This is a genomic window from Lactococcus lactis (assembly GCF_029023865.1).
GTDB classification, from domain to species: Bacteria; Bacillota; Bacilli; order Lactobacillales; family Streptococcaceae; genus Lactococcus; species Lactococcus lactis.
In genome coordinates this window covers 2245768-2268254 of the sequence record NZ_CP118969.1, presented here as the reverse complement: position 1 = coordinate 2268254, position 22487 = coordinate 2245768, and the positions used below count along the sequence as shown (strand labels likewise).

At 34.8% G+C, this 22487-nt stretch carries 26 protein-coding genes; 21 read left to right on the top strand and 5 right to left on the bottom strand.

The features are described 5' to 3' along the window. The first annotated feature begins 126 nt into the window (after window positions 1-126). The 3 genes from PYW37_RS11540 (at window position 127) to dinB (ending at window position 3363) form a co-directional block, all read left to right on the top strand. Window positions 127-1620: a basic amino acid/polyamine antiporter gene (locus PYW37_RS11540; protein ID WP_015427125.1), complete on the top strand. Its 1494-nt coding sequence runs from the start codon at window positions 127-129 to the stop codon at window positions 1618-1620. A gap of 78 nt (window positions 1621-1698) precedes the next feature. Then, window positions 1699-2190, top strand: coding sequence for a prolyl-tRNA synthetase associated domain-containing protein (locus PYW37_RS11535; protein WP_023188625.1), 492 nt, complete (start codon window positions 1699-1701; stop codon window positions 2188-2190). Window positions 2191-2268: 78 nt separating this feature from the next. Next, window positions 2269-3363, top strand: a complete 1095-nt coding sequence (dinB, locus tag PYW37_RS11530; protein WP_023188626.1) for a DNA polymerase IV — start codon at window positions 2269-2271, stop codon at window positions 3361-3363. On the opposite strand, the gene PYW37_RS11525 is transcribed toward dinB, so the two are convergent. Then, a complete protein-coding gene (locus PYW37_RS11525; protein ID WP_025016836.1) occupies window positions 3314-3979 on the bottom strand; it encodes a prepilin peptidase in 666 nt (221 codons plus the stop codon). The genes dinB and PYW37_RS11525 overlap by 50 nt on opposite strands. A gap of 166 nt (window positions 3980-4145) precedes the next feature. On the opposite strand from PYW37_RS11525, the gene PYW37_RS11520 reads away from it, so the two are divergent. Beyond that, window positions 4146-4592, top strand: coding sequence for a Dps family protein (locus tag PYW37_RS11520; RefSeq protein WP_004254538.1), 447 nt, complete (start codon window positions 4146-4148; stop codon window positions 4590-4592). An 82-nt stretch (window positions 4593-4674) separates the two neighbouring features. Here the strand turns inward: PYW37_RS11520 and PYW37_RS11515 are convergent, their stop codons facing one another. From PYW37_RS11515 to PYW37_RS11505, 3 genes are read right to left on the bottom strand one after another with little or no spacing between them, the layout of a single operon-like run. Continuing rightward, the gene (locus PYW37_RS11515) at window positions 4675-5061 is read right to left on the bottom strand and encodes a rhodanese-like domain-containing protein (RefSeq protein WP_004254540.1); all 387 of its coding nucleotides are present in this window, start codon (window positions 5059-5061) and stop codon (window positions 4675-4677) included. Between the two features lie 2 nt (window positions 5062-5063). Further along, entirely contained in the window at window positions 5064-6035 is a 972-nt protein-coding gene (locus PYW37_RS11510) for an ROK family glucokinase (protein ID WP_017865099.1), read from the bottom strand. 32 nt (window positions 6036-6067) lie between these two features. Next, complete coding sequence (locus PYW37_RS11505) at window positions 6068-6289, bottom strand: YqgQ family protein (protein WP_010906270.1); 222 nt, start codon at window positions 6287-6289, stop codon at window positions 6068-6070. 191 nt (window positions 6290-6480) lie between these two features. On the opposite strand from PYW37_RS11505, the gene PYW37_RS11500 reads away from it, so the two are divergent. The 17 genes from PYW37_RS11500 (at window position 6481) to PYW37_RS11420 (ending at window position 21737) form a co-directional block, all read left to right on the top strand. Continuing rightward, window positions 6481-7209 (top strand): LytTR family transcriptional regulator DNA-binding domain-containing protein, encoded by a 729-nt coding sequence (locus tag PYW37_RS11500; RefSeq protein WP_023188628.1) that lies wholly within the window; start codon window positions 6481-6483, stop codon window positions 7207-7209. Window positions 7210-7508: 299 nt separating this feature from the next. Then, window positions 7509-7835, top strand: a complete 327-nt coding sequence (locus PYW37_RS11495) for a lactococcin 972 family bacteriocin (RefSeq protein WP_025016835.1) — start codon at window positions 7509-7511, stop codon at window positions 7833-7835. Between the two features lie 136 nt (window positions 7836-7971). After that, window positions 7972-9822 carry a bacteriocin-associated integral membrane family protein gene (locus PYW37_RS11490; RefSeq protein WP_025016834.1) on the top strand — a complete coding sequence of 617 codons (1851 nt, stop codon included), beginning with the start codon at window positions 7972-7974 and terminating at the stop codon, window positions 9820-9822. After that, the gene (locus tag PYW37_RS11485) at window positions 9823-10449 is read left to right on the top strand and encodes an ABC transporter ATP-binding protein (protein WP_023188632.1); all 627 of its coding nucleotides are present in this window, start codon (window positions 9823-9825) and stop codon (window positions 10447-10449) included. Between the two features lie 156 nt (window positions 10450-10605). Continuing rightward, a complete protein-coding gene (locus PYW37_RS11480) occupies window positions 10606-11064 on the top strand; it encodes a hypothetical protein (protein WP_025016833.1) in 459 nt (152 codons plus the stop codon). A gap of 187 nt (window positions 11065-11251) precedes the next feature. After that, complete coding sequence (gene typA / locus PYW37_RS11475) at window positions 11252-13084, top strand: translational GTPase TypA (protein ID WP_025016832.1); 1833 nt, start codon at window positions 11252-11254, stop codon at window positions 13082-13084. Window positions 13085-13184: 100 nt separating this feature from the next. Further along, on the top strand, window positions 13185-13436 hold the full coding sequence (locus PYW37_RS11470; RefSeq protein ID WP_004254583.1) for a DUF3165 family protein: 252 nt from the start codon (window positions 13185-13187) through the stop codon (window positions 13434-13436). Window positions 13437-13523: 87 nt separating this feature from the next. Beyond that, window positions 13524-14462, top strand: a complete 939-nt coding sequence (locus tag PYW37_RS11465; RefSeq protein ID WP_023188634.1) for a class I SAM-dependent methyltransferase — start codon at window positions 13524-13526, stop codon at window positions 14460-14462. A gap of 194 nt (window positions 14463-14656) precedes the next feature. Then, window positions 14657-15844 carry an acetate kinase gene (locus PYW37_RS11460; protein ID WP_025016831.1) on the top strand — a complete coding sequence of 396 codons (1188 nt, stop codon included), beginning with the start codon at window positions 14657-14659 and terminating at the stop codon, window positions 15842-15844. A 156-nt stretch (window positions 15845-16000) separates the two neighbouring features. Beyond that, complete coding sequence (locus tag PYW37_RS11455; protein WP_023188636.1) at window positions 16001-17188, top strand: acetate kinase; 1188 nt, start codon at window positions 16001-16003, stop codon at window positions 17186-17188. A gap of 133 nt (window positions 17189-17321) precedes the next feature. Beyond that, window positions 17322-17774: a hypothetical protein gene (locus PYW37_RS11450; protein WP_023188637.1), complete on the top strand. Its 453-nt coding sequence runs from the start codon at window positions 17322-17324 to the stop codon at window positions 17772-17774. Between the two features lie 84 nt (window positions 17775-17858). Further along, window positions 17859-18575 (top strand): UMP kinase, encoded by a 717-nt coding sequence (gene pyrH / locus PYW37_RS11445; RefSeq protein WP_004254608.1) that lies wholly within the window; start codon window positions 17859-17861, stop codon window positions 18573-18575. Window positions 18576-18787: 212 nt separating this feature from the next. Then, window positions 18788-19345, top strand: coding sequence for a ribosome recycling factor (frr, locus tag PYW37_RS11440; RefSeq protein WP_004254618.1), 558 nt, complete (start codon window positions 18788-18790; stop codon window positions 19343-19345). Window positions 19346-19437: 92 nt separating this feature from the next. Further along, window positions 19438-19896 (top strand): GNAT family N-acetyltransferase, encoded by a 459-nt coding sequence (locus tag PYW37_RS11435; protein ID WP_025016830.1) that lies wholly within the window; start codon window positions 19438-19440, stop codon window positions 19894-19896. A gap of 45 nt (window positions 19897-19941) precedes the next feature. Then, window positions 19942-20799: a CvfB family protein gene (locus tag PYW37_RS11430; RefSeq protein ID WP_012898515.1), complete on the top strand. Its 858-nt coding sequence runs from the start codon at window positions 19942-19944 to the stop codon at window positions 20797-20799. 174 nt (window positions 20800-20973) lie between these two features. After that, complete coding sequence (gene msrA, locus PYW37_RS11425; RefSeq protein WP_010906260.1) at window positions 20974-21492, top strand: peptide-methionine (S)-S-oxide reductase MsrA; 519 nt, start codon at window positions 20974-20976, stop codon at window positions 21490-21492. Between the two features lie 35 nt (window positions 21493-21527). Then, on the top strand, window positions 21528-21737 hold the full coding sequence (locus PYW37_RS11420; protein WP_010906259.1) for a YozE family protein: 210 nt from the start codon (window positions 21528-21530) through the stop codon (window positions 21735-21737). A 69-nt stretch (window positions 21738-21806) separates the two neighbouring features. Here PYW37_RS11420 and PYW37_RS11415 read toward each other — a convergent pair whose 3' ends face one another. Then, a complete protein-coding gene (locus tag PYW37_RS11415) occupies window positions 21807-22475 on the bottom strand; it encodes a Crp/Fnr family transcriptional regulator (RefSeq protein ID WP_004254634.1) in 669 nt (222 codons plus the stop codon). Between the last annotated feature and the right edge of the window lie 12 nt (window positions 22476-22487).

The following is a 22487-nucleotide window of genomic DNA, read 5'->3' as shown; positions in this document are numbered from 1 at the left end:
ATAGTATAATTATAATTGAAGAATATAAAATAGTCTCTATATTCAAGAGACTCTTTTATATTTATAAATGATATTATACAAATTTAATTATAGGAAATTTATGATTAAATAGTAGAAAGTGAGTAAATGGAAAACAAGAAAACAAAAGGGATTAGCCTTTTTGCACTATTAGCAATTATTATTTCTGGAGCAATTGGAGGTGGAGTCTTCAATCTTGCTAATGACCTCGCCAATGGTTCAACACCCGGTGGAGTCATGATTTCATGGCTCTTTATCGGTTTTGGGATTTTCATGCTTGTCTTGAGTTTTAATCGACTGATTACAATTAGACCCAAACTTTCGGGAGTCTCTGATTATGCTCGAGAAGGTTTTGGAGACTTTATCGGTTTTCTATCAGGATGGGGTTACTGGATTTCAGCTTGGACTGGAACAATTGGTTTTGCAGTTTTAATGATGACATCTGCTGACTATTTCTTCCCTGGCAAATTTGCTAATTCCAATGGTTCGTTGACTGTTTTATCAGTAATTATTGTTTCAATAATCTCATGGATATTAATGTTTCTAGTTGACCGAGGAGTAGAAACTGCTGCCCTTGTAAATGCGGTTGTTATGATTGCAAAGCTCATTCCTTTAGTTGTATTTTCAATCACAGGGATTATCCTATTTAAAGCTGATGTATTCACTCAACATTTTTGGCAAACTTTCACAAGCAATCTAGCTGCGGATGGGTCAGTCAAAAGCCTAGTTTGGCATGCGATGACTGCTGGTGGACTCCTTGATCAAATTAAAGGCTCGCTGATGGTCATGGTCTGGGTATTTGTCGGGATTGAAGGCGCAGCGATGATGGGAAATCGGGCAAAGAAAAAATCGGATACAGCTAAAGCGACAATTATTGGTCTAGCAGTTTTGCTTGTCATTTATGTCCTTTTATCATTACTTCCTTATGGTTATATGGACCAGGCAAGTTTGGCAAATGTTAAAGCACCAGGCTTAGTTTATATTCTTAACGAGATGGTCGGTGGCTGGGGCGGAAGTCTGATGGCAATTGGACTAATGATTTCCTTATTAGGAGCTTGGCTTTCGTGGACAATGTTACCAGTTGAGGCGACACAACAATTGGCAGAGCAAAAACTATTGCCAAGTTGGTTTGGTAAGCTGAATAAATATCATGCGCCAAGTAATTCTTTGCTTATTACTCAGCTGATGATTCAAATCTTTATTATCATTACATATTTTGTAGCCAATGCTTATAATGTCTTTATTTATATGGCAACAGCTGTAATTATGATTTGTTATGCTTTGGTTGGAGCTTATCTTCTTAAAATTGGGATTAAAGAAGGTTCAATTAAAAATATATTAATAGGATTTTTCACCTTTGCTTTTCAAGCTCTGGCCCTTTATCTTTCAGGTTGGCAATATGTTTGGTTGGCGATGATTCTTTATACGATTGGTTTCATTTTATTTATTAAAGCGAAAAAAGAAAGTCGACAAGCAATATCAGTCAAGGAATGGGCAGGAATGTTCATTGTGGCCTTACTAGGAGTTTTAGCAATTCTGGTCTTGATTTGTGGCGCAAAATCAGGAACAGCTTTAGATCTTCGGGGATTACTAGGCTACTAAACAAAATATAAAAATAAGTTGTCTTATATAAATTAATTTTATCGGTATTTTTCTAAAAGTGAATAAAGGAGAGAATTGATGAGAACTTTTTCAGAAGTTAAGGAATTATTAGCTGAGCTTGAAATTCCTTATAATATAGTAGAACATCCAGCAAGTCATTCAACTGAGGAGTCGGATAACTACATTAAAGATTATGAAGGTTGTCGTTCCAAAACTTTAATCTTAGCCAATAAAAAGTCTACCCAGTTCTATATGATAATTATGGATGATGCTAAACAGGTTGATATGAATCGCTTGGGAGAAATTATTGGAGTGAAGAGACTTCACTTTGTCTCGGAAGAACGACTAGAAGATATGCTTGGATTAAACTCCGGAATTGTTTCTCTTTTTGGACTTGTTGGTAAACATTATAATAATATGCATATTTATTTTGACCAACAAATGCTAGATGACTATCAAATTCAAACTTTTCATCCTAATGATAATACCAAAACTATTTTCTTTGCGATGGATGCTTGTTTTACAATTTTTAAGTCGCAGGGTTATGAATATCAAATTATTGATTTATAAATTAAAACTCTTACTTGTTAAGAGTTTTTTTGTAATCAATCTATTGAGTCTGAAAACTAATTCTTGTATAATAGCAATATGTTAACTTTCCCACTCATCAATGACACTTCGCGAAAAATCATTCATATTGATATGGATGCCTTTTTTGCTTCTGTTGTAGTGCGTGATAATCCGAGTTTAAAAGGTAAGCCGGTTGTTATTGCCAGAAATCCATTACAGACAGGTGGACGTGGCGTGGTTTCAACTTGTTCTTATGAAGCGCGTGCTTTTGGAATACATTCGGCAATGAGTGCTAAAGAAGCTTATGATCTTTGCCCACAAGCTATTTTTATTTCAGGAAACTATGAAAAATACACAAAAGTAAGTAAACAAGTTCGTGAAATCTTTAAACGTTATACCGATGATATTGAAGCAGCTTCAATTGATGAGGCCTATTTAGATGTAACAGAAAATAAAATCGGTGCTCAATCAGCAATTAAAATTGCTAAGTTGATTCAGCATGATATATTTGTTGAGTTAGGTTTAACATGTTCTGCAGGAGTTTCTTATAATAAATTTTTAGCGAAAATTGCATCTGATTATGAAAAGCCCCATGGCTTAACCTTAATTATGCCAGAAGAAGCATTAGAATTTTTAGCAAAATTACCGGTGGAAAAATTTCATGGTGTTGGAAAAGCGACAGTTCCTAAATTGCACGCACTAGGTTTCTTTAATGGGGGAGATTTACAAAAAGCAGACCCAGTTGATTTAGCTGAAAGATTCGGAGTTTATGGTTGGGAGCTTTATCAAAAGGCCAATGGAATACATAACTCGAAAGTCAAAAATTATCGTGAGCGAAAGTCAGTTGGAAAAGAACGAACTTATGGTAAACTATTATATCTTCCGGATGATATTAAAGCAGAGTTGAGTAAAATTTCTGGCAAAGTTTCCGACTCATTAAAGAGTCATCAATTAAAAGGAAGTATTGTCATTTTAAAATTGAGATATTCTGATTTTACAACATTGACAAAAAGAAAATCTTTAGCAGAAAAGTTAGAAAGTCCCGAAGAAATTGCAGAAGTAGCACAAGAGATATTTGAAGAGCTTGAATATGATGAAAGTTTAGGAGTAAGGCTTTTAGGGGTTACGGTGACAGAATTTGGTGCCCAAAAAGCAACATTAGATATGCAATAGTTAGAAACGGGATGAAGGCAATTTCAACTCGTTTTTTTGTGATTAGATAATAAATGATACCAAGTGAACAAGCGATTTGAAGGAGCAGCATTTCGTTTAAGAAAGTTAGAGAAAATGAAGCGGTAAAAAACCATAAAAAATCACCGCTGCCAACTCTTAAATTGAATTTTTCAGCTAAGACGGCTAAAATAAGCCAAAAATAGAAAAGGGGAGAAAGAGGAAATATTAAAATAAAACTGAGTGCAAAAATAAACCAGATAACAAAAGGAAAACTGTGCTGACGATAATCAAAAGCAGATAAAATTAGTGAAAGAATAATCAGTAAAAATTGACTAGGTTTAAGATAATTTACCCAAGCTAAAACAAAAATTAAAGCTGATGAGAACTCCAAAAAAACATATAAATATGGAATTTCACTTTTACAATAACGGCAATGTGAGCCAGAGCTTATTTGAGAAAAAATAGGAATTAGATCACGATAGGCTAAAAGTTGCTGACAAGAATCACAATGTGAGCGTCCAAAAATAATTGATTTTCTTAGTGGAATACGGTCAACTATTAAGCCAAAAAAGGAGCCAAAAATACTTCCAATTACAAATATAAATAAAATGTCCATACTAATCTATACGAAATAAATGAAGAATTGTAACTTTAAATATAGCGAAAAAAGAAAATAAGTAAATCATTTGAGAAAAAAATCTCATTGGTTTATAATATATTTATAGAAAAGTTAATATTAAGTTTCTTTATGACATTTAATATTTAAAAAATGGAGGTTAGTTATGTCAAATGAACACACACAAGAAGTTTTAAATCAAACAGTTGCTGATTTATCAAAAGCATCAGCACTTGTTCATCAAATCCACTGGTATTTGCGTGGTCCGGGTTTTCTTTACCTACACCCAAAAATGGATGAATTGAAAGATCAATTGGATGAACATTTGGACGAATTTGCAGAACGTCTAATCACTATTGGTGGTTCTCCAGTTTCAACTTTAGCAGAATTTGATAAAAATTCTAAAATTGAAATGACTCCCGCCGTTTGGGGAAAATCTAATTCAGAACGTGTGAAAGAATTGATTGTTGCTTACAAATATTTGACTCAACTCTTCAAAGATGGCATTAAAATTGCTGGTGATGATGGTGATGATGTGACAGTTGACTTATATACGACTGCTCTTGGAGATATTGAAAAAACACTTTGGATGATTGAAGCTGAAGTAGGTTAATTACTTTATAAATAAAAAACTCTCTGTCAGTTAATGATAGAGAGTTTTTTTATTTGAAATTTACTACTAAGACGATTAGTAATTAGATACCAGATTTAGTTTTACCATTCCAAGAATTCAAACCACTTTTAAGGATATAAACTTCAGGAATGCCAGCTTTTTTTAGTTTTTTAGCAACTTTTGCTCCGCCAACAGGACGACCATTTTCATAAATGAGTACAGGTTTATGTTTACTTAAGGCATTTAAACTTTGGTCAATTTGTCCAGCAGGAAGATTACGTGCACCAAGAATATGTTTAATACGAAAATCTTTTGCTTCACGAATATCAATTAATTGAGAAGTAGGCATTAAACGAGCAAACTCAGCTTCTTCAACAAGTTTAGCATTACGACGAAGATTCCAACGAGGATAGACAAACATTCCGATAATTACTAAAACAAGAATGATATCAATGATAATAATAACCAAAATTATTCTCCTTTAAATTTAAGAGCAAGACTTGCGGCACCGATAATTCCAGCGTCATTTCCAAGGACAGCAAGTTTGATTTTACTTGAGTTACGAACAGTTGAAAAGGCATATTTAGTGAAATATTTTTCAACTTTTTCACGTAAGAATTCTCCAGCAGCAGAAACACCACCACCGATGACGATTGAAGCAGGGTTCAAAGTAGAACCAAGGTTTGCACAAGCAAAACCGAGATAATAAGCAAATTTATCAACAACGGATAAGCTGAAGTGATCTCCTTCTTGAGCTGCAAAGAAGATGTCTTTAGAAGTCACTTCATCACCATTGTCAATAGCTGCTTTAATAGTAGAATCACCTTCGTATTCTTCAGCGAATTTACGAGCTAAACGAACGATACCTGTTGCAGAAGTTACTGTTTCCAAGCAACCGCGATTTCCACAAGTACATTCAAAACCATCAGGGTCAACACAAATGTGGCCAATTTCGCCACCAGCTCCGGCAACACCATGAACGAGCTCACCTGAAGCGATAATTCCGCCACCAACACCAGTTCCAAGAGTAATGAAAACAACATCAGGATTGTTTTCACCTGCCCCTACCCAACGTTCACCAAGAGCAGCAACATTAGCATCGTTATCCAAAATGAAAGGAAGACCAACACCTTCAGAGATTGGTTTACCTACTTCTTGAGTATCTGACCAGTTCAAGTTAAAAGCAGCTTTGACAGTACTTTCAGAAATATTTACTGAACCCGGTGTTCCCATTCCAATTCCAAGAAATTCAGATTTGTCCAAGTTATAAAGGCTTAAACGGTGGTTGATTGATTCAATAATATCAGGAACGATATGTTTTCCATCTTCTAAAATATTTGTCGGGATAGACCATTTATCTTGAACCTCACCATCGAGTGTCAAAATTCCAAATTTAATTGAAGTTCCACCAAGGTCGATACCGATAATTTTACTTGCAGTCATGTTTTTTTCTCCAATCTGACAATAAAAAAGAATCATTTTTTATTGGTCGTAGATTTTTTCTTTTCAATTCTCTCTTCACGTGCTAAAATCAAGCGAGCAGTCAAATAGTCATGGTCGCTTTTTTGAAATATTCCTGATTCAAGCATTTTTCCTAATTCAATTTGCATAAAAGCAATCGCATCCAAACGATCTGGAAAAAGATTGATGTATCCATATTTTTTCAGCATTTCTTGCACGTCATAGAGAGTTTTCATTACTACATTTTACCGTATTTGATAAAGGCTTTCAAGTCCAAGCTATATGTAAAAGAGAGTGAATAGCGCAGAATTTGCTTATAAAATGGTATAATACAATATAATTTGAAAACGTAACTAAAAAGATATTTAATGGTAATGATACTTTTGGAATAAGATTATAGTTAAAATTTACTTGTTGAGGGTAAAAAATGAATAGAATTTTGATTGATGCGGACTTTTATGCAGTAAATCGCTTGGAGCGATTTGTTCTTGAAAATGAAAAAGAACTTGGGATAAAAGACGAGATCGATGCAACAATGGTATTCTATAATCATCAGCATGTCTATAAATTTCTTCAAATTTACCTTAATGAAGTTAAGACTTGTTTTATAAAAATTGCACAAAAAGAAGAGTTCGAAATACTGAAAAAAATACAGAAGTTAGAAAGTAAGGCATTTTTTCTTATCTATACTGATAATCCTGACTTAAAAGATGAATTATTGAACTTTACTACCTCTCCGTTATGGACTCAAATGACTGTGGCCAGTGACTCTGATACTGAAGTTAGAGAAATGATTAAGAAAGTGTTGCTCTACTGTTTTACAAATGAGCTAACTATTGTCGAAATCAGTGGTTATCCAATTTCGATAGATTCTCTTTTATATATTGAAGCGGACAAAACACATCGAAATTATCTTAGAGCCATCACAAAAGATAATGAATGTTTAGTTCGTGGTACGATTTCTGATGTAAAAAAGAAAATTCCCAATTTACTTGCACTTGGACGCGGTTTACTTGTTGATACAAATAAAATTCGTCGAATTGAAGAAGACGGATTGACGCTATGTTTCAAACAAAGCTTGAAAAAAGTCAAAGCACCGGCGGTTTGCAAAAAAGAGTTAAAAGAACTCAAAAAACATTCAAAACGAATAAAATAATCACTCTTTTTTAGGGTGATTTTTGTTTTTACCTGATAAAAACTCAATTTCATCACAGAAAATGCGATTTCGTCACAAAAATGATGAAATTATGCAAAAAAAGATTGTAAGCAAAAATGAAAAGGTTTACAATCGAAATATAGAAATTTAACATCAACTTAAAAATGTTAAACAAACGAATTCGACCAGAGGCTTGTACACCCTCAAAGTGAGGAAAGGAGGTACTAAAAATTTTGTTGTAGTAGAATTTTTAAAAAGTTCTACAAAAGATTAAAAATTTTTAGAAAGGAAGTAGAAAAATGCAAACTAAAAAATTACTTGTTTCAACACTTATCCTTGCGACTCTCGGCGGAACGCTCCTTCAAGTAAGCCCTGTATTCGCTATTAATCGTTCAACTTATTCTCAAGGCTCAACAAATGACAAAAAGTATGGTATGGGAGCTTACGCTGCCTACTGGAACAGCTATGGGAACCATTGGGCTGAAGTAACTTACGGGGATAAATATGGAGGTAGAGTTGTCAGTGTTCATGCGAATCAACAGGCCTATGCATGGTTAAATACGCGTTGGGCAGAACCTGCAACTTTCTATCACAGCAATGGCTGGGTAGGCACTAGAAGTTGGTAATAAATGCAGATGAAAAAACTAAAGTATGTTTTTCTGACTGTGGCTATTGTGTTAGTCACAGCCTTTTATGCTATAAGTATTGAGAATAAAAGTCAAGATATTATTGCAGACCGCCTTCCGCAAGGGGGCTCTTGTCATGAATAACATCAATCAAAAGTCAACGCAGATTCCGAAGAATGAGCAGGTTGTTGCGACGTTAGATAACTATGCAATGAGTCATCAGTCATTCATTGTTTCTACAGTTGTTAGACCTGAGGGAAACGGGAGTTTTAAGCCGAGCTATATGACTTTTGGAGATGGGAAGCTTGCGAGTAATATGCGTTTATTTCCTAAAGCTAATCGAGCTGAAAATGATTTACTGGGAATGGGAGCGACCTACCATATCATGACAGGTCATACGAGTTCTGAGGAACTGAGCAATTACTTGAGCAATAAATTTCACGTGATAGCTGTACCTGTTCAGCGATTGACAATCTTAGGAGAGTACTATAATATCTATGGTAATCCACAGGCTGTAACCTTATTGATAAGTATCTTTCTGGCTTTTGTCGGTTTAGCTATTTTTGTAAGAATCTCAGAGTTACGAAAATCAGGAATAGAGCTTTTGTCTGGAAAGACCTTGTTGAATACTGTATTTTCAGATAGTATTCGTGATATAAAGTTTATCTCAATTTTGACGATTATTGCTATGATAGGGACTTCTAGTTACTTGCTCATAACTGGTCTAAGCAACCTGTCGCTTCACATTTTTGCTTTATTTTCTATCCTCTTTTCTTCTTTGATATTTGTGCTACTGTCATGCTTAGTAAGTGCAATAATCATGCTTATCCTCTCTCGGAGTCAACTCAATTCACTTATTAAAGGAAAATTGCCGACAACAGTTTTGATGGTTCTTGTGGTTTTGATGCAATTTGTTGTGAGTATTGTCCTTGTCACAAGCCTATCAGGAATTCACTATAATCAAATCGAATTAAAAAAACAGGACGCTGATTTAGACAAATGGAAGCAACAAAAAGATTATGACACGATTTCTGGTGCACCAAATCTTAAGGTTAGCTCTCAGGAAGTAGAAGCATGGTGGAACTTTTATAATATTGAAGTAACGAAAGATGATGCGATATTCGTTAGACATAATTTGTTTGATGGACCAGAAGAAAGTAGCGACGAACAACTCATTGTCACACCAAGTTATCTGAAAGCACAACATATAAATGTTAAAGAAGACTTTTCTAATCTCAAACTTGGAGAATATGGACTCCTGATACCAAAAAATCAAATGAAAAATCGTCAAAAATTGATTGCTCAGTACGACAAACTATTGACGGAAACAACACAAAATGGCAAAAAAGAGACCAAGATGAAGGCGAAATACGTTGAAGAAGTACCAAATGGCGAAAAACGTTTTATTTACAATGTGGCTTATGAGAAAATGACAACGCAACAAGAAATCTCTGACCCAATTATTGTTGTGATAACACCGCAATCATCAGGAGAAGAAACGGGCATATCATGGGCAGGGGATAATGATTACTTTTTTGTGAAAGGTAAAGAACAAACGCTTAATAGGCTGAAAGAGTTGGGACTATACGATAAGGTTCATTATTTAGTTAATGCCTATGGACAGTATGAAGCACAGACAAATCTTGTAAAAGAGAGTTTAAGTATGGCAATCATATCAGCCATTATAACGATTATTGTCATTAGCTTTTTCTATATTTTACTCCATGTCCTTTACTTTACTCATTTCAGAAGAACAATCGTAATAAAATTTATTTCTGGAATGCCCAACTTGAGAATTCATTGTCGGTTCATTTTTGTAGAGTTGGGATTACTTTTGATTTTATTACCAACATTGACAATAATCAGCAATGAGTTTTTATATTCTCTTTTTGTTGTAAGTGCTTTGTGGTTTATTTCGCTCATTATCCTACTTGTTCAAATGAAGAATTTTGAAAATGGACAAATAAATAGTTTGAAAGGAGAATAGATGTTTGAATTAACTAATATTATAAAAGAATTTTTACATAGAAAGGTTTTTGATAACTTTAAATTAACCTTTGAAGCTGGGAAAGTTTATGCCATTATTGGTCAATCAGGTTCTGGTAAAACAACCTTACTGAATATGATTGCTAAACTTGAATCCTACGAAGGAAGTATTCTTTATGAGGGAAAAGAATTATCAAAAATCAAGAAACATTCCTATTTTCTAAATGATTTGTCTTATCTTTTTCAAAATTTTGGATTGATTGAAAATGAAACGATTGATAAAAATTTGGATTTGGGATTGATTAATCAAAAGTTATCCAAGAAAACTAAACAAGAAAAAAAGCTTGAAACTCTGGCACAAGTTAATGTAGCCTATTTAAAACTCAATCAAAAAATTTATGAATTGTCAGGTGGTGAGGCACAGCGTGTAGCACTTGCTAAAGCGATTTTGAAAGATTCACCGGTTATTTTGGCGGATGAACCAACAGCAGCACTAGATTCTGAGAATAGTGAAGAAGTGATGAAACTGCTTTTGAGTATGAAAAATGAAAAGCGGATTATTATTATCGCTACGCATAATCCTGTTATTTGGGAAATGGCAGATGAGGTTGTTGAATTGTCCAGATAGAGAGTGATAGATATGAAAAAATATATAGTATTTACATTTATTTTAGGGTTGCTCAGCTTCTTTCTTCCATTTCTTCTTGATTTTTAATATTTTGATTTATGTAGATGTTTATAAAATGCGAGTGTAGATATAGTAATGAATATGGAGGGCAGAAAAATGTTGATAAGAAAAATAAAAATCTGGCAAGTATCTCTTGCACTTGTCATTTGGATAGGAACCATGTTTCTTCCTGCAACGGTAAATCAGGCTAAATTGAATACGAATTTTGACTATAAAAAAAGTCGAGAAAATTTCTTTTATTTTCTTTTTCATCAAGTCCCTTTTTATAGTTTCATTTTGGGATTGGTGTTGCTTATATCATTTTTTCTCATTTATAGGAAAATAAATTTTAGTGTCTATTTTTCTTTTGCTAGTCTTATTTTTTACATTAGTTTCTTAGTTATAGCTTTTCCATCTATGATTATTTTTAATCATAGTTTATCTGGGAATACTTTTGGGGCTGAACTTTCTATCTTTCTAACCTTTTATGGAGCTGGATATATTATTGCTGTTCTATTAGGTTTAGTTGCTTTTCTTTTACTCTTTCTCTACAGTTTAAGAATAAAAGAATGTTAACAACATAATCATTTTTACTGATTTTATTAATTATAAAAAAATAAAGAACTCCTTAGAAATTTTTCTTTGGGGTTTTCATTTTGGAAGTAAAAAAATCTTTGTTAGGCTTGTAAACGTGTGCATTTACAGCTTTTAGAAAAGTGTGCTATAATGGGTTAGATATATACGAAAGTAAGGTATGATAAAATTGACTAAATTACGCGAAGATATTAGAAACGTCGCTATTATTGCCCACGTTGACCATGGTAAAACTACATTGGTTGACGAACTCTTAAAACAATCTCAAACGTTGGATGCTCGTAAAGAATTAGCTGAACGTGCGATGGACTCAAATGCACTTGAGCAAGAACGTGGGATTACTATCCTTGCCAAAAATACAGCAGTTGAATATAACGGAACTCGTATCAACATCTTGGACACACCAGGTCACGCGGACTTCGGTGGAGAAGTTGAACGTATTATGAAAATGGTTGATGGGGTTGTCCTCGTTGTCGATGCTTATGAAGGAACAATGCCTCAAACACGTTTTGTTTTGAAAAAAGCTTTGGAACAAAACTTGACTCCAATCGTTGTTGTTAATAAGATTGACAAACCATCTGCTCGTCCAGCTGAAGTTGTTGATGAAGTTCTTGAACTTTTCATCGAACTTGGTGCTGATGACGAACAATTGGATTTCCCAGTTGTTTATGCTTCAGCAATCAATGGTTCTTCATCAATGTCTGATAATCCAGCTGATCAAGAACACACAATGGCAAATATTTTTGATACAATCATCGACCATATCCCTGGCCCAGTTGATAACTCTGATGAACCTTTACAATTCCAAGTTTCACTTTTGGACTACAATGACTATGTTGGACGTATTGGTATTGGACGTGTTTTCCGTGGAACAATCAAAGTTGGGGACAGCGTTACTTTGTCTAAACTTGATGGTTCAACTAAAAACTTCCGCGTTACTAAACTTTTTGGTTTCTTCGGTCTTGACCGTCAAGAAATCCAAGAAGCAAAAGCTGGTGATTTGATTGCTTTGTCTGGTATGGAAGATATCTTTGTTGGGGAAACTGTTACACCTTCAGACCACGTTGAACCATTGCCAATCTTGCACATTGACGAACCTACTTTGCAAATGACTTTCCTTGCTAACAATTCACCTTTCGCTGGTCGCGAAGGAAAATGGGTAACATCACGTAAAGTTGAAGAACGTTTGGTTTCTGAATTGCAAACTGACGTTTCACTTCGTGTTGAAAACACTGAATCTCCTGATAAATGGGTTGTTTCTGGTCGTGGTGAATTGCACTTGTCAATTCTTATTGAAACAATGCGCCGTGAAGGATATGAACTTCAAGTTTCACGTCCTGAAGTTATCATCAAAGAAATTGATGGTGTTGCTTGCGAACCATTTGAACGTGTTCAAATCGACACTCCTGAAGAATACCAAGGTTCAATCATCCAAGCGCTCTCTGAACGTAAAGGTGATATGCTTGATATGCAAATCACTGGTAACGGTCAAGCACGTTTGATTTTCCTTGTTCCTGCACGTGGTTTGATTGGATTCACAACAGAATTCATGTCAATGACTCGTGGATACGGAATCATGAACCATACTTTCGACCAATATCTTCCAGCTGTTAAGGGAGAAATCGGTGGACGTCACCGTGGTTCTTTGATTTCTATGGATTCAGGTCAAGTTACTTCTTACGCAATGGGTTACGTTCAAGAACGTGGACAACTTTTTGTTGATGCAGGTACTGAAGTTTATGGTGGGATGATTGTTGGTGAACACAGTCGTGATAATGATTTGACTGTAAATATCACTAAAATGAAACAACAAACAAACGTTCGTTCTTCAAATAAAGACTCTACATCTGTTTTGAACACACCAAAAATTCTTTCACTTGAAGAATCTTTGGAATTCCTTGGAGATGATGATTACTTGGAAGTAACTCCAGAATCAATCCGCTTGCGTAAACAAATTTTGGATAAAGCAATGCGTGAAAAATCAACTAAGAAGAAAAAATAAGTTTAATCAAATAGAGAAACTTGATTTTCAATTATTGAAAGTTTGATGATGAATAAATTAATTTTTCGTTAGTTCTTGTCATAACTTGGAAAGGAGAAAAATGTTCTATATTATCTTGTTGATTTTAGTTGCCTTTGCGTATATTTTCATGATGCCCAAAGATGTTCGGCGGAGTATGGACATTTTCTTCTTTGCTGGTGTTGGAGTTCTAGTTCTTGCTTTTGCTGTGGCCCAGGCGGTAAGCCATCGGTCATTACTTTTAGAAATTATCGGTATTGTGGCGATGCTTGTTGTAACGGTCAGAGCTTGGATGGAATTGGAAAAGTTGGACAGTCGAAAAAGAAAAAAATAAATGATTGCTTGATTAATAATCAAGCAATGAATAAAACTGTCAAAGTTTGGCAGTTTTATTTTGATTTTGTAGAAATGGAGAAAAAACATGGATATGGAAAAAGTGGCTCAAGGTTTTGAGCTAGTTGTTGCAAATATTATGTTATTATCTGAGAAATTGGATACAGATTTTTATGATGCTTTTGTAGAACAAAATGCTGCTCTTTTAGATGATACTGACCAAGGAATTGTTGAATTGTCAGTAAATAATGACAAACTTCGTCAGTTAAATTTATCAAATAATGAGTGGCAAAAACTTTTTCAATTTGTTTTGTTGAAAGGGTCACAAGTCGCACCACTTCAGCCCAATCATGCAATGACTCCAGATGCAATTGGCTTAATTTTTAATTTCATTATTGAACATCTTAATAAAAATTCTGAACTTCGTTTAATTGAATTTGGGTCTGGTATGGGTAATCTTGCTGAAACGCTTTTGGTTAATCTTAATAAAAAGGTTGATTATGTAGGCTTTGAAGTTGATGATTTACTTTTAGATTTGTCTGCTTCAATGGCTGAAATTATGGGGAGTCAGGCTGAGTTCATGCAAATTGATGCAGTACAAAAGCGTTTGATGGAACCTGCAGACGTTGTTGTCAGTGATTTACCAATTGGTTTTTATCCGGATGATGAAGTTGCAAAGAATTTTGAAGTTGCGACTACTGACGGACATACTTTTGCTCATCATCTTTTGATTGAGCAATCATTTAATTATTTAAAAGAGGGTTCTTTTGCCATTTTCCTAGCTCCAGAAGATTTACTGACAAGTCCTCAAGGACCACTATTAAAGGAGTGGATTAGTAAACATGGAAGTGTGATGGCTGTCATCACTTTACCAAAATCACTTTTTAATGCTGATGCTAAGGCGATTTATGTTTTGAAAAAGGGGCCGGCTGCACATGCAACTTTTGCTCACCCTTTGTCTTCACTGACAGACAGAGAAAGTTTAGAAGTCTTTATGGAAGAATTTACAAAAATTGTAAAATTATAAGATTGAAATTACTGACAGATTCTGTCAGTAATTTTTTTGGTTAAAGTGTATGAAAATAATTGAATTTGAAAAGGTTTTTATTTTAAAAACTACATCTTGAATTAAGCTCGTGAATCATGACCGAAAAACACAAAAGGAATTGTAATTGTGTTATAATTTAACCGTATTTCAAATTCAAGGAAGGTTTATTAAACATGACCAAAACATTAGCAGTTAACGCTGGTTCATCATCTATGAAATGGCAAATGTATGAAATGCCAGAAGAAAAAGTTCTTGCCAAGGGATTAATCGAACGAATTGGTTTGAAAGATTCGATTGTGACCGTCAAATTTGGTGAGCAAAAAGAAGAACGCGTTTTTGACATTCCAAATCATACAGAAGCAGTAGAAGTTTTACTTGAAGATTTAAAACGATTGAAAATAGTAGAGGAATTTGCTGAAATTACAGGTGTAGGACATCGTGTGGTTGCTGGAGGTGAAATTTTCCAAAAATCAACAGTTGTTACACCAGAAGTTTTGCAACAAGTTAAAGATTTGTCAGCTCTTGCTCCTTTGCATAATCCAGCAAATGCTGCAGGAATTGAAGCTTTTTTGAACTTACTGCCTGATGCAACTTCAGTAGTAGTTTTTGATACAGCTTTCCATACAACGATGCCTGAAAAAGTATTCCGTTATCCATTGCCTAAAAAATATTATACAGATTATGCTGTCCGTAAATATGGGGCTCATGGAACTTCACACATGTATGTTTCACAAGAAGCTGCAAAATTACTTGGAAAACCAATTGAAGAAACTAAAATTATCACTGCTCATATCGGGAATGGCGCATCACTGACAGCAGTAAAAGGTGGGAAATCAATTGATACTTCGATGGGATTCACACCACTTGCTGGAGTAATGATGGGAACACGTACAGGTGAAATGGACCCTTCTGTTTTTCCATACCTTATTGAAAATGACTCTGAGTTAAAAGATGCTCAAGGTGTTGTTGATATGATGAACAAAGAATCTGGTCTCTATGGTGTATCTGGTATTTCATCAGATATGCGTGATATCATTGCTGCTAAAGATACAGATACTGATGCAAAACTTGCATTTGAGATGTATGTTGACCGAATTCAAAAATTTATTGGTCAATATTTGGCCGTTTTGAATGGGGCTGATGCTCTTGTCTTCACCGCTGGTATTGGTGAAAATTCGGTTCCTGTTCGTGAAGCAATTCTTTCTGGATTGACTTGGTTTGGAATTGAAGTTGACCCTGAGAAAAATGTCTTTGGCGTCGAGGGAGAAATTTCAACACCTCATTCACGCGTAAAAGTTTTTGTGATTCCAACTGACGAAGAGCTTGTAATTGCTCGTGATGTTGAAGCACTTAAAAAATAATTAATTAAAAGATTTTGTTCTAAAACAAAATCTTTTTTATTTTTAAAATGACATAAAATGATAAGTTCTGGGAATCCTTGAGGGAGGAGAAATGAAATCAGACATAAAATATGATATAATTTTAAGAATAAAACGCATACATTAAGGAGAGTAAGTATGGAAAAAACGCTCGCTGTCAATGCAGGCTCCTCGTCATTAAAATGGCAACTTTACGAAATGCCGGAAGAAACCGTGATTGCTAAAGGAATTTTTGAACGTATTGGTTTGTCTGGCTCAATCTCAACAACTAAATTTAACAATGAAGAACACGTTAGAAAACAAGAAATTGTTGACCATCGTCAAGCTGTTTTGTTATTAATGGATGAATTAATTCACTTTAAATTAATTCATGAATTCCGCCAAATCACAGGAATTGGCCATCGTGTTGTTGCAGGTGGGGAATTTTTCAAAACTTCTACGGTTATTAGTCCTGAGGTTTTGGCTGAGATTAAAAATCTTTCAACTTTGGCTCCTTTGCATAATCCTGCTAATGTTTTAGGGATTGAAGCTTTTCAACGTTTATTACCAGATGCACTTGCAGTTGCTGTTTTCGACACTGCTTTTCACAGTACTTTGCCAGAAAAGGCTTATCGTTATCCTATTCCAACAAAATATTATGAAGATTATTCAATCAGAAAATATGGAGCACATGGAACGTCACACATGTATGTCGCCCAAGAAGCGGCAAAAGTTTTAGGAAAACCATTGGAAGATTTGAAGCTAATTACGGCTCATATCGGAAATGGAGCTTCAATTACAGCAATTGAAGCTGGAAAATCTGTTGATACTTCAATGGGATTTACACCACTTGCTGGTGTAATGATGGGAACACGTGCAGGTGAAATGGACGCCTCAGTCATTCCTTATATGTTAGAGAGCGACCCAAGCCTTAGAAATGCTCAAGATGTGATTGACATTCTCAATAAAGAATCTGGAGTCCTTGGGGTGTCAGAACTCTCAAGTGATATGCGTGATCTTTCAGAAGCTGTGGCTAAAGGAAATCCTAAAGCGATTCTTGCTTATGAAATGTATGTTGACCGTCTCAAGAAATTTATTGCCCAATATTTTGGAGTATTAAATGGGGCTGATGCTCTTATTTTCACGGCTGGTGTTGGTGAAAATGATACAGCTGTTCGGACTGATGTAGTTAATGGACTTTCTTGGTTTGGCATGGAAATTGATGAAAGTAAAAATGTTCGTGGAGCATTTGGTATCATTTCTAAACCAGAGTCTAAAGTGAAAGTACTTGTTGTGCCAACAAACGAAGAATTGGTTATTGCTCGTGATGTTGAAGCTGCTAAATAATTAGATAAAATTTACTGACAGAAATTTGTCAGTAAATTTTTTTACTTATGAAAAAGCTGTCAGTAAAGTTTTGACAAATGGTTTGTCTTCTATAAAAGAAAGCGCTATAATTAGAGTAAATGGAGGGAAGGTTATGGAGGATTTACCAAAAGTTACAAAAGCTGAAATGTTGCCAGGAGTGAGTTTACGTTTAGAATTTGATAATGGACAAGTTCGATATTATCCTGTTCATGAGCAAATTGATTTGCTGATGAATCCTTTTGATGTGAGTAAGTTAAAAAAGACATATGGCGCAAATTTGTTTCTTGGGGGAATGGTTTCATGGATTGGAAATGAGATTAAGATTGAACCTAATGGAGATTTGTTACTTAATAAATCGGTGATTCCTGCTGAAATTCTTTGGAAACACAGTCTTAAACATGTTGACAGTCTGGACCCGGAAAAATTGAAAGAGTTAGAAGAAATCAAGCACCCAATTTGGCAAGGTTTTAAAAGTCTTAATTTAATCTTTTGGATTGCGGGGATTCTTTTTGTGATTTATTTACTTATTCAGTTGTTGGGACATCTGGGTTTATTGACATCATGATAGTTTCTAAAAAGGCTTTGATTAGTCTTTTTTTCGTGAGCATTTTATGGTAAAATAGAGAAAATATAATAGAATAGGTGCAATATGGCTGAAATTAAATATAAACGCGTACTGTTAAAACTTTCGGGAGAGGCCCTCTCAGGCGAAAAAGGTTTCGGATTTGACCCTGAAACAGCAAAAGCTGTCGCTGAAGAACTCAAAGAAGTCCATGATTTGGGCGCAGAACTTGCGATTGTTTGCGGTGGTGGTAATGTTTGGCGTGGAGTTACTGGTGAGAAAGCCGGAATGGAACGTGCTCAGGCAGATTACATGGGAATGCTTGCAACAATTCAAAATGGGTTGTTCATTCAAAGTGCTCTTGAAAATATTGGGGTTGACACACGAGTGATGACAGCCATTGAGATGAAAGCTGTTGCTGAACCTTATATTCGTCGTCGTGCTGAACGCCATTTAGAAAAGGGACGTGTTGTCATTTTTGCTGGGGGAACTGGTTCGCCTTACTTCTCAACTGATACAACTTCTGCATTACGTGCTGCGGAAATTAATGCTGATGTCATTTTAATGGCTAAAAATGGTGTTGATGGTGTTTATAATGCTGACCCTAAATTAGTTGCTGATGCTATTAAATTTGAACATTTGACACATATGGATGTTATTACCAAAGGCTTGCAAGTAATGGACAGTACGGCTTCAACAATGTCAATGGATAATCATATTCCACTTGTTGTTTTCAACATGAATGAAGCTGGAAATATTACACGTGTCGTTCGTGGTGAAGAAATCGGAACAACGGTCGAATAAGATTTACTTACAAAAAAAGCTGTCAGTAAATTTATTCATTAAAAAATTACTGATGGAAATACTAGCATATTCGTAAACGCTGAAGCGTCAACGACTATCCTATGATGGAAATATTAGCATAACTGTAATCATTAAAATACTAACACTTATCTCTGACAAAATTTCTGTCAGTAAAATAAATAGAAGAATTAAAAGTAGAAAAAGGAAATAAAATGGCAAACGAAATTGTTACAACAGCTCAAGACCGGATGAAACAATCATTAGGAAGTTTACAACGTGATTTAGGACATATCCGAGCTGGTCGTGCCAACGCAAGTCTTCTTGACCGTGTTCAAGTTGTTTACTACGGCGCACCAACACCACTCAATCAATTAGCGTCCATCACAATTCCAGAAGCACGAGTATTAATGGTTACTCCTTTTGATAAATCAATCTTGAAAGATATTGAAAAAGCATTGTATGAATCAGATCTTGGGATTACACCAGCAAATGATGGTTCTGTGATTCGTTTAGTTATCCCAATGTTGACAGAAGAACGCCGTCGCGAACTTGTCAAAGAAATGGGTAAATATATTGAATCAGCAAAAGTAGCAATCCGTAATATCCGTCGTGATGCAATGGACACTGCTAAGAAATCAGAAAAAGCAAAAGAAATCACTGAAGATGATCTTAAAGATCTTGAAAACAACATTCAAAAAGTGACTGATGACGCGGTTAAAGAAGCAGACCGTCTTGCATCAATTAAAGAAAAAGAATTGTTGGATATCTAAGTAGAACAATCTAACAAATAAAGTAATCTGTAAAAGCATTAACGGCTCCATTGAGCCGTTTTTACATCAAAAATCTGTCAGGATGGATAAATTTGAGAGAACTAATCAAACTTAGAGAGCAACCGTCTTATCTCAAAGAAACAATTCGATTTTTTCAGGAAAAATGGGGAAATACGGACAGTAACCCTGTATATGATGACTGTTTGAAGCATAGTTTAGAGAGTAACAAAAAGATTCCTCAGTGGTATCTGATTGTTGATGAAGGAAAAATTATTGCGGGTTGTGGACTGATTAACAATGATTTTATTAGTCGAATGGACTTATACCCTTGGCTTTGTACACTTTATGTTGAAGAAAAATTTCGAAATCAAGGTCTTGCTGGTCTGTTGATTGAAGCAGTAAAAGAAGATTGCAGAACTTTTGATATTGATAAACTTTATCTTGCAACGGATTTTGCTGATTTCTATGAGCACTTTGATTTTCATTATCTAGCTGACGGCTATCATCCTTGGGGTGAAAAATCACGGATTTACGAAGGAAATATCAATTAAACAGAGACAAATAGTCTCTCAATCACATTTTATAAAGAGGTACAAATGAGTATTATTGGACAAACAATCTCCGCGATAATCGTGGAAGAAAGTGAACGTTTCTATTTTCTCCAAAAGGGAGAAGATTTATTACGTTTAGATAAAACAGAAGGTGAACATACAGTTGGCGATGTGGTAACTGGTTTTGTTTATGCGGATAAAGATGACCATCGTCGTTTGACGACTTTGGAACAAAAAGCAACAAATGAGCATTATGGTTGGGGAACGGTAACAGCTGTACGTAAGGACCTTGGTGCCTTTGTTGACACAGGTTTACCAGGAAAAGATGTGGTCGTCTCTCTTGATGATTTGCCACTCGAAAAAGACCAATGGCCAAAAGTTGGTGACCAACTTTATGTGAAATTAATTATTGACAGAAAAGAGCGAATTTGGGGTCATTTAGCATGGCATGAAGATTTCTGGAATCTTGCAGGTCCTGGTTATGACAACATGCAAAACCAAGATTTACGAGCAATTGTTTATCGAAATAAAGAATCAGGAACATTTGTTTATTTGCCTGACAACAATATGCTAGGATTTATTCATCCAAATGAACGTTTCTCAGTTCCACGTGTCGGTCAAGAACTTCAAGTTCGTGTTATTGGTTTTAGAAAAGAAGACCGTAGTCTAAATCTGTCAGCAAAACCACGTGCTTATGAAATGCTTGATGCTGATAGCCAAATGATTTTAGCTTATCTTCAATCAATGGGCGGGAAAATGGCATTTAATGACAAATCAAATCCAGATGAAATAAAAGCAACTTTTGGAATCTCAAAAGGACAATTCAAAAAAGCGCTTGGTGGTTTGATGAAAGCTAAAAAAATCAAACAAAGTCCAGAGGGAACAGAATTAATCGGAGAATAATTTACTGACAGCTTCTTTAGAAATACTAAGCTTAATTTAAAAGCATTTGTCAGTAAATTCTGTCAGTCTTATGACTTATAAAAATTTCTGTCAGTAAAAAAGTAGCTTAATTGGCTACTTTTTTTTGAGCTATGCTATAATATTTCACAAGACAAACAAAGTGAAGGAGAAATAATGGCAACAGAAAGAGCAATATTTGCAGGTGGATGTTTTTGGTGTATGGTTCAACCTTTTGAAGAACGAGAAGGGATTTTATCTGTGATAAGTGGCTATACAGGTGGAAATGTTGAAAATCCAACTTATGAACAAGTAAAAAAACACTTGACTGGTCATACAGAAGCAGTAGAAATTATTTTTGATAATAGTAAAATTACCTATCAAAGTCTTGTTGAACTTTATTGGACACTCACGGACCCAACAGATGCTTTTGGTCAATTTGAAGACCGTGGGGATAACTATCGTCCAGTCATTTTTGTTGAAAACGAAGAACAAGAAAAAATTGCCAAAGAAAGCAAAGCGCAATTGCAAGCCAGCGGAAATTTTGATTCACCTATTGTGACAAGTATTGAAACCGTTCAAAAATTCTGGCCAGCAGAAGACTACCATCAAGGATTTTACAAAAAAAATCCAGAAGATTATGCCCAATCAAGTAAAATTCGTCATGATTTTTTGGAAAAACAATGGAAAAAATAATTAATTTTCCGACTTAATGATAATAGAAAGAGAAAATGACTTTTTATAATTACCTTATGCGCCATCGTGCACCAGTAGAAAAAGATGATGCAACTCGTCTTGCAAATTTAGTTTTTCAAGACCCGCTTTTTCCAAAACAGTCTAAAGATTTCGATGAAATTTCGACTTATTTAGAAACCCAAGCCCCATTTTACTTTAATCTTACCCTGTTTGATAATATTTGGGAAAGTTATTTAGAAGCTTAAATTAAAGTAATTTGGAAATATTTTCTAAAAAAATAGGGTTGACTCACTCTATTTTTTTTTGTAAAATTTTTAAGCAAAATCATCTTCTAATTTCTCCTTATCCAAAAGTTTAATCATTCGTCCTTGACGGCTAATAATTTTATTTTCTTCAAAAACCTTGATTTTACGTGAAATTGTTTCTGGACTGGTTCCGATATAATTGGCAAGCTCCTTGAGTTTCATTGGAATTTCAAAATAAATGCTATCAGAAGTGGCAGATAGATTCAAAAAGTAATGTGCAAGACGTGCTTCAACATCATCTAGTGCCAAAAATCCTGCTTGGTGCTCAGCAGCTAGATATTTTTTAGCATTAAGTTTTAAAAGTTGTAATGAAAGACTAGGATAAGTCGTTAATAATGTCTCAAAATCAGATTGACGCAAGAAACAAATCGTAGAATCAATCATGGCCTGACCATAAAGTTGTCCGTTGGTCACGCCAAGTAAGGCTCCTTCGCCTTCATAATCACCTGCTTCGATGATTCTTAAAAGTTGCTCTTTACCACTTTGTGAAAGTTGTGAAATTTTAAGTGCACCTTGAGCTACAATGACTAATAAAGGTTCTTTGTCAGGGCTAATAATAATTTCACCTTTTTTAATTTTTTTGTGTTCAACAATTTTTTCGACCTTAGTTAAATCTTGTTCAGCAAGTTTTTCAAAGAGTGGAACTAATTGGACGCAATGATGATTATCTAAAGTCATTTTATTCTCCTT

Coding starts and splice junctions, on each gene's coding strand:
- PYW37_RS11535 (WP_023188625.1), top strand. CDS start 1,699: ATGAGAACTTTTTCAGAAGTTAAGGAATTATTAGCTGAGCTTGAAATT.
- PYW37_RS11480 (WP_025016833.1), top strand. CDS start 10,606: ATGTTGATAAGAAAAATAAAAATCTGGCAAGTATCTCTTGCACTTGTC.
- PYW37_RS11490 (WP_025016834.1), top strand. CDS start 7,972: ATGAATAACATCAATCAAAAGTCAACGCAGATTCCGAAGAATGAGCAG.
- PYW37_RS11520 (WP_004254538.1), top strand. CDS start 4,146: ATGTCAAATGAACACACACAAGAAGTTTTAAATCAAACAGTTGCTGAT.
- PYW37_RS11495 (WP_025016835.1), top strand. CDS start 7,509: ATGCAAACTAAAAAATTACTTGTTTCAACACTTATCCTTGCGACTCTC.
- PYW37_RS11420 (WP_010906259.1), top strand. CDS start 21,528: ATGACTTTTTATAATTACCTTATGCGCCATCGTGCACCAGTAGAAAAA.
- PYW37_RS11510 (WP_017865099.1), bottom strand. CDS start 6,035: ATGACTGCAAGTAAAATTATCGGTATCGACCTTGGTGGAACTTCAATT.
- frr (WP_004254618.1), top strand. CDS start 18,788: ATGGCAAACGAAATTGTTACAACAGCTCAAGACCGGATGAAACAATCA.
- PYW37_RS11415 (WP_004254634.1), bottom strand. CDS start 22,475: ATGACTTTAGATAATCATCATTGCGTCCAATTAGTTCCACTCTTTGAA.
- PYW37_RS11450 (WP_023188637.1), top strand. CDS start 17,322: ATGGAGGATTTACCAAAAGTTACAAAAGCTGAAATGTTGCCAGGAGTG.
- pyrH (WP_004254608.1), top strand. CDS start 17,859: ATGGCTGAAATTAAATATAAACGCGTACTGTTAAAACTTTCGGGAGAG.
- PYW37_RS11465 (WP_023188634.1), top strand. CDS start 13,524: ATGGATATGGAAAAAGTGGCTCAAGGTTTTGAGCTAGTTGTTGCAAAT.
- PYW37_RS11500 (WP_023188628.1), top strand. CDS start 6,481: ATGAATAGAATTTTGATTGATGCGGACTTTTATGCAGTAAATCGCTTG.
- dinB (WP_023188626.1), top strand. CDS start 2,269: ATGTTAACTTTCCCACTCATCAATGACACTTCGCGAAAAATCATTCAT.
- PYW37_RS11540 (WP_015427125.1), top strand. CDS start 127: ATGGAAAACAAGAAAACAAAAGGGATTAGCCTTTTTGCACTATTAGCA.
- PYW37_RS11460 (WP_025016831.1), top strand. CDS start 14,657: ATGACCAAAACATTAGCAGTTAACGCTGGTTCATCATCTATGAAATGG.
- PYW37_RS11470 (WP_004254583.1), top strand. CDS start 13,185: ATGTTCTATATTATCTTGTTGATTTTAGTTGCCTTTGCGTATATTTTC.
- PYW37_RS11525 (WP_025016836.1), bottom strand. CDS start 3,979: ATGGACATTTTATTTATATTTGTAATTGGAAGTATTTTTGGCTCCTTT.
- PYW37_RS11430 (WP_012898515.1), top strand. CDS start 19,942: ATGAGTATTATTGGACAAACAATCTCCGCGATAATCGTGGAAGAAAGT.
- msrA (WP_010906260.1), top strand. CDS start 20,974: ATGGCAACAGAAAGAGCAATATTTGCAGGTGGATGTTTTTGGTGTATG.
- PYW37_RS11505 (WP_010906270.1), bottom strand. CDS start 6,289: ATGAAAACTCTCTATGACGTGCAAGAAATGCTGAAAAAATATGGATAC.
- PYW37_RS11485 (WP_023188632.1), top strand. CDS start 9,823: ATGTTTGAATTAACTAATATTATAAAAGAATTTTTACATAGAAAGGTT.
- PYW37_RS11455 (WP_023188636.1), top strand. CDS start 16,001: ATGGAAAAAACGCTCGCTGTCAATGCAGGCTCCTCGTCATTAAAATGG.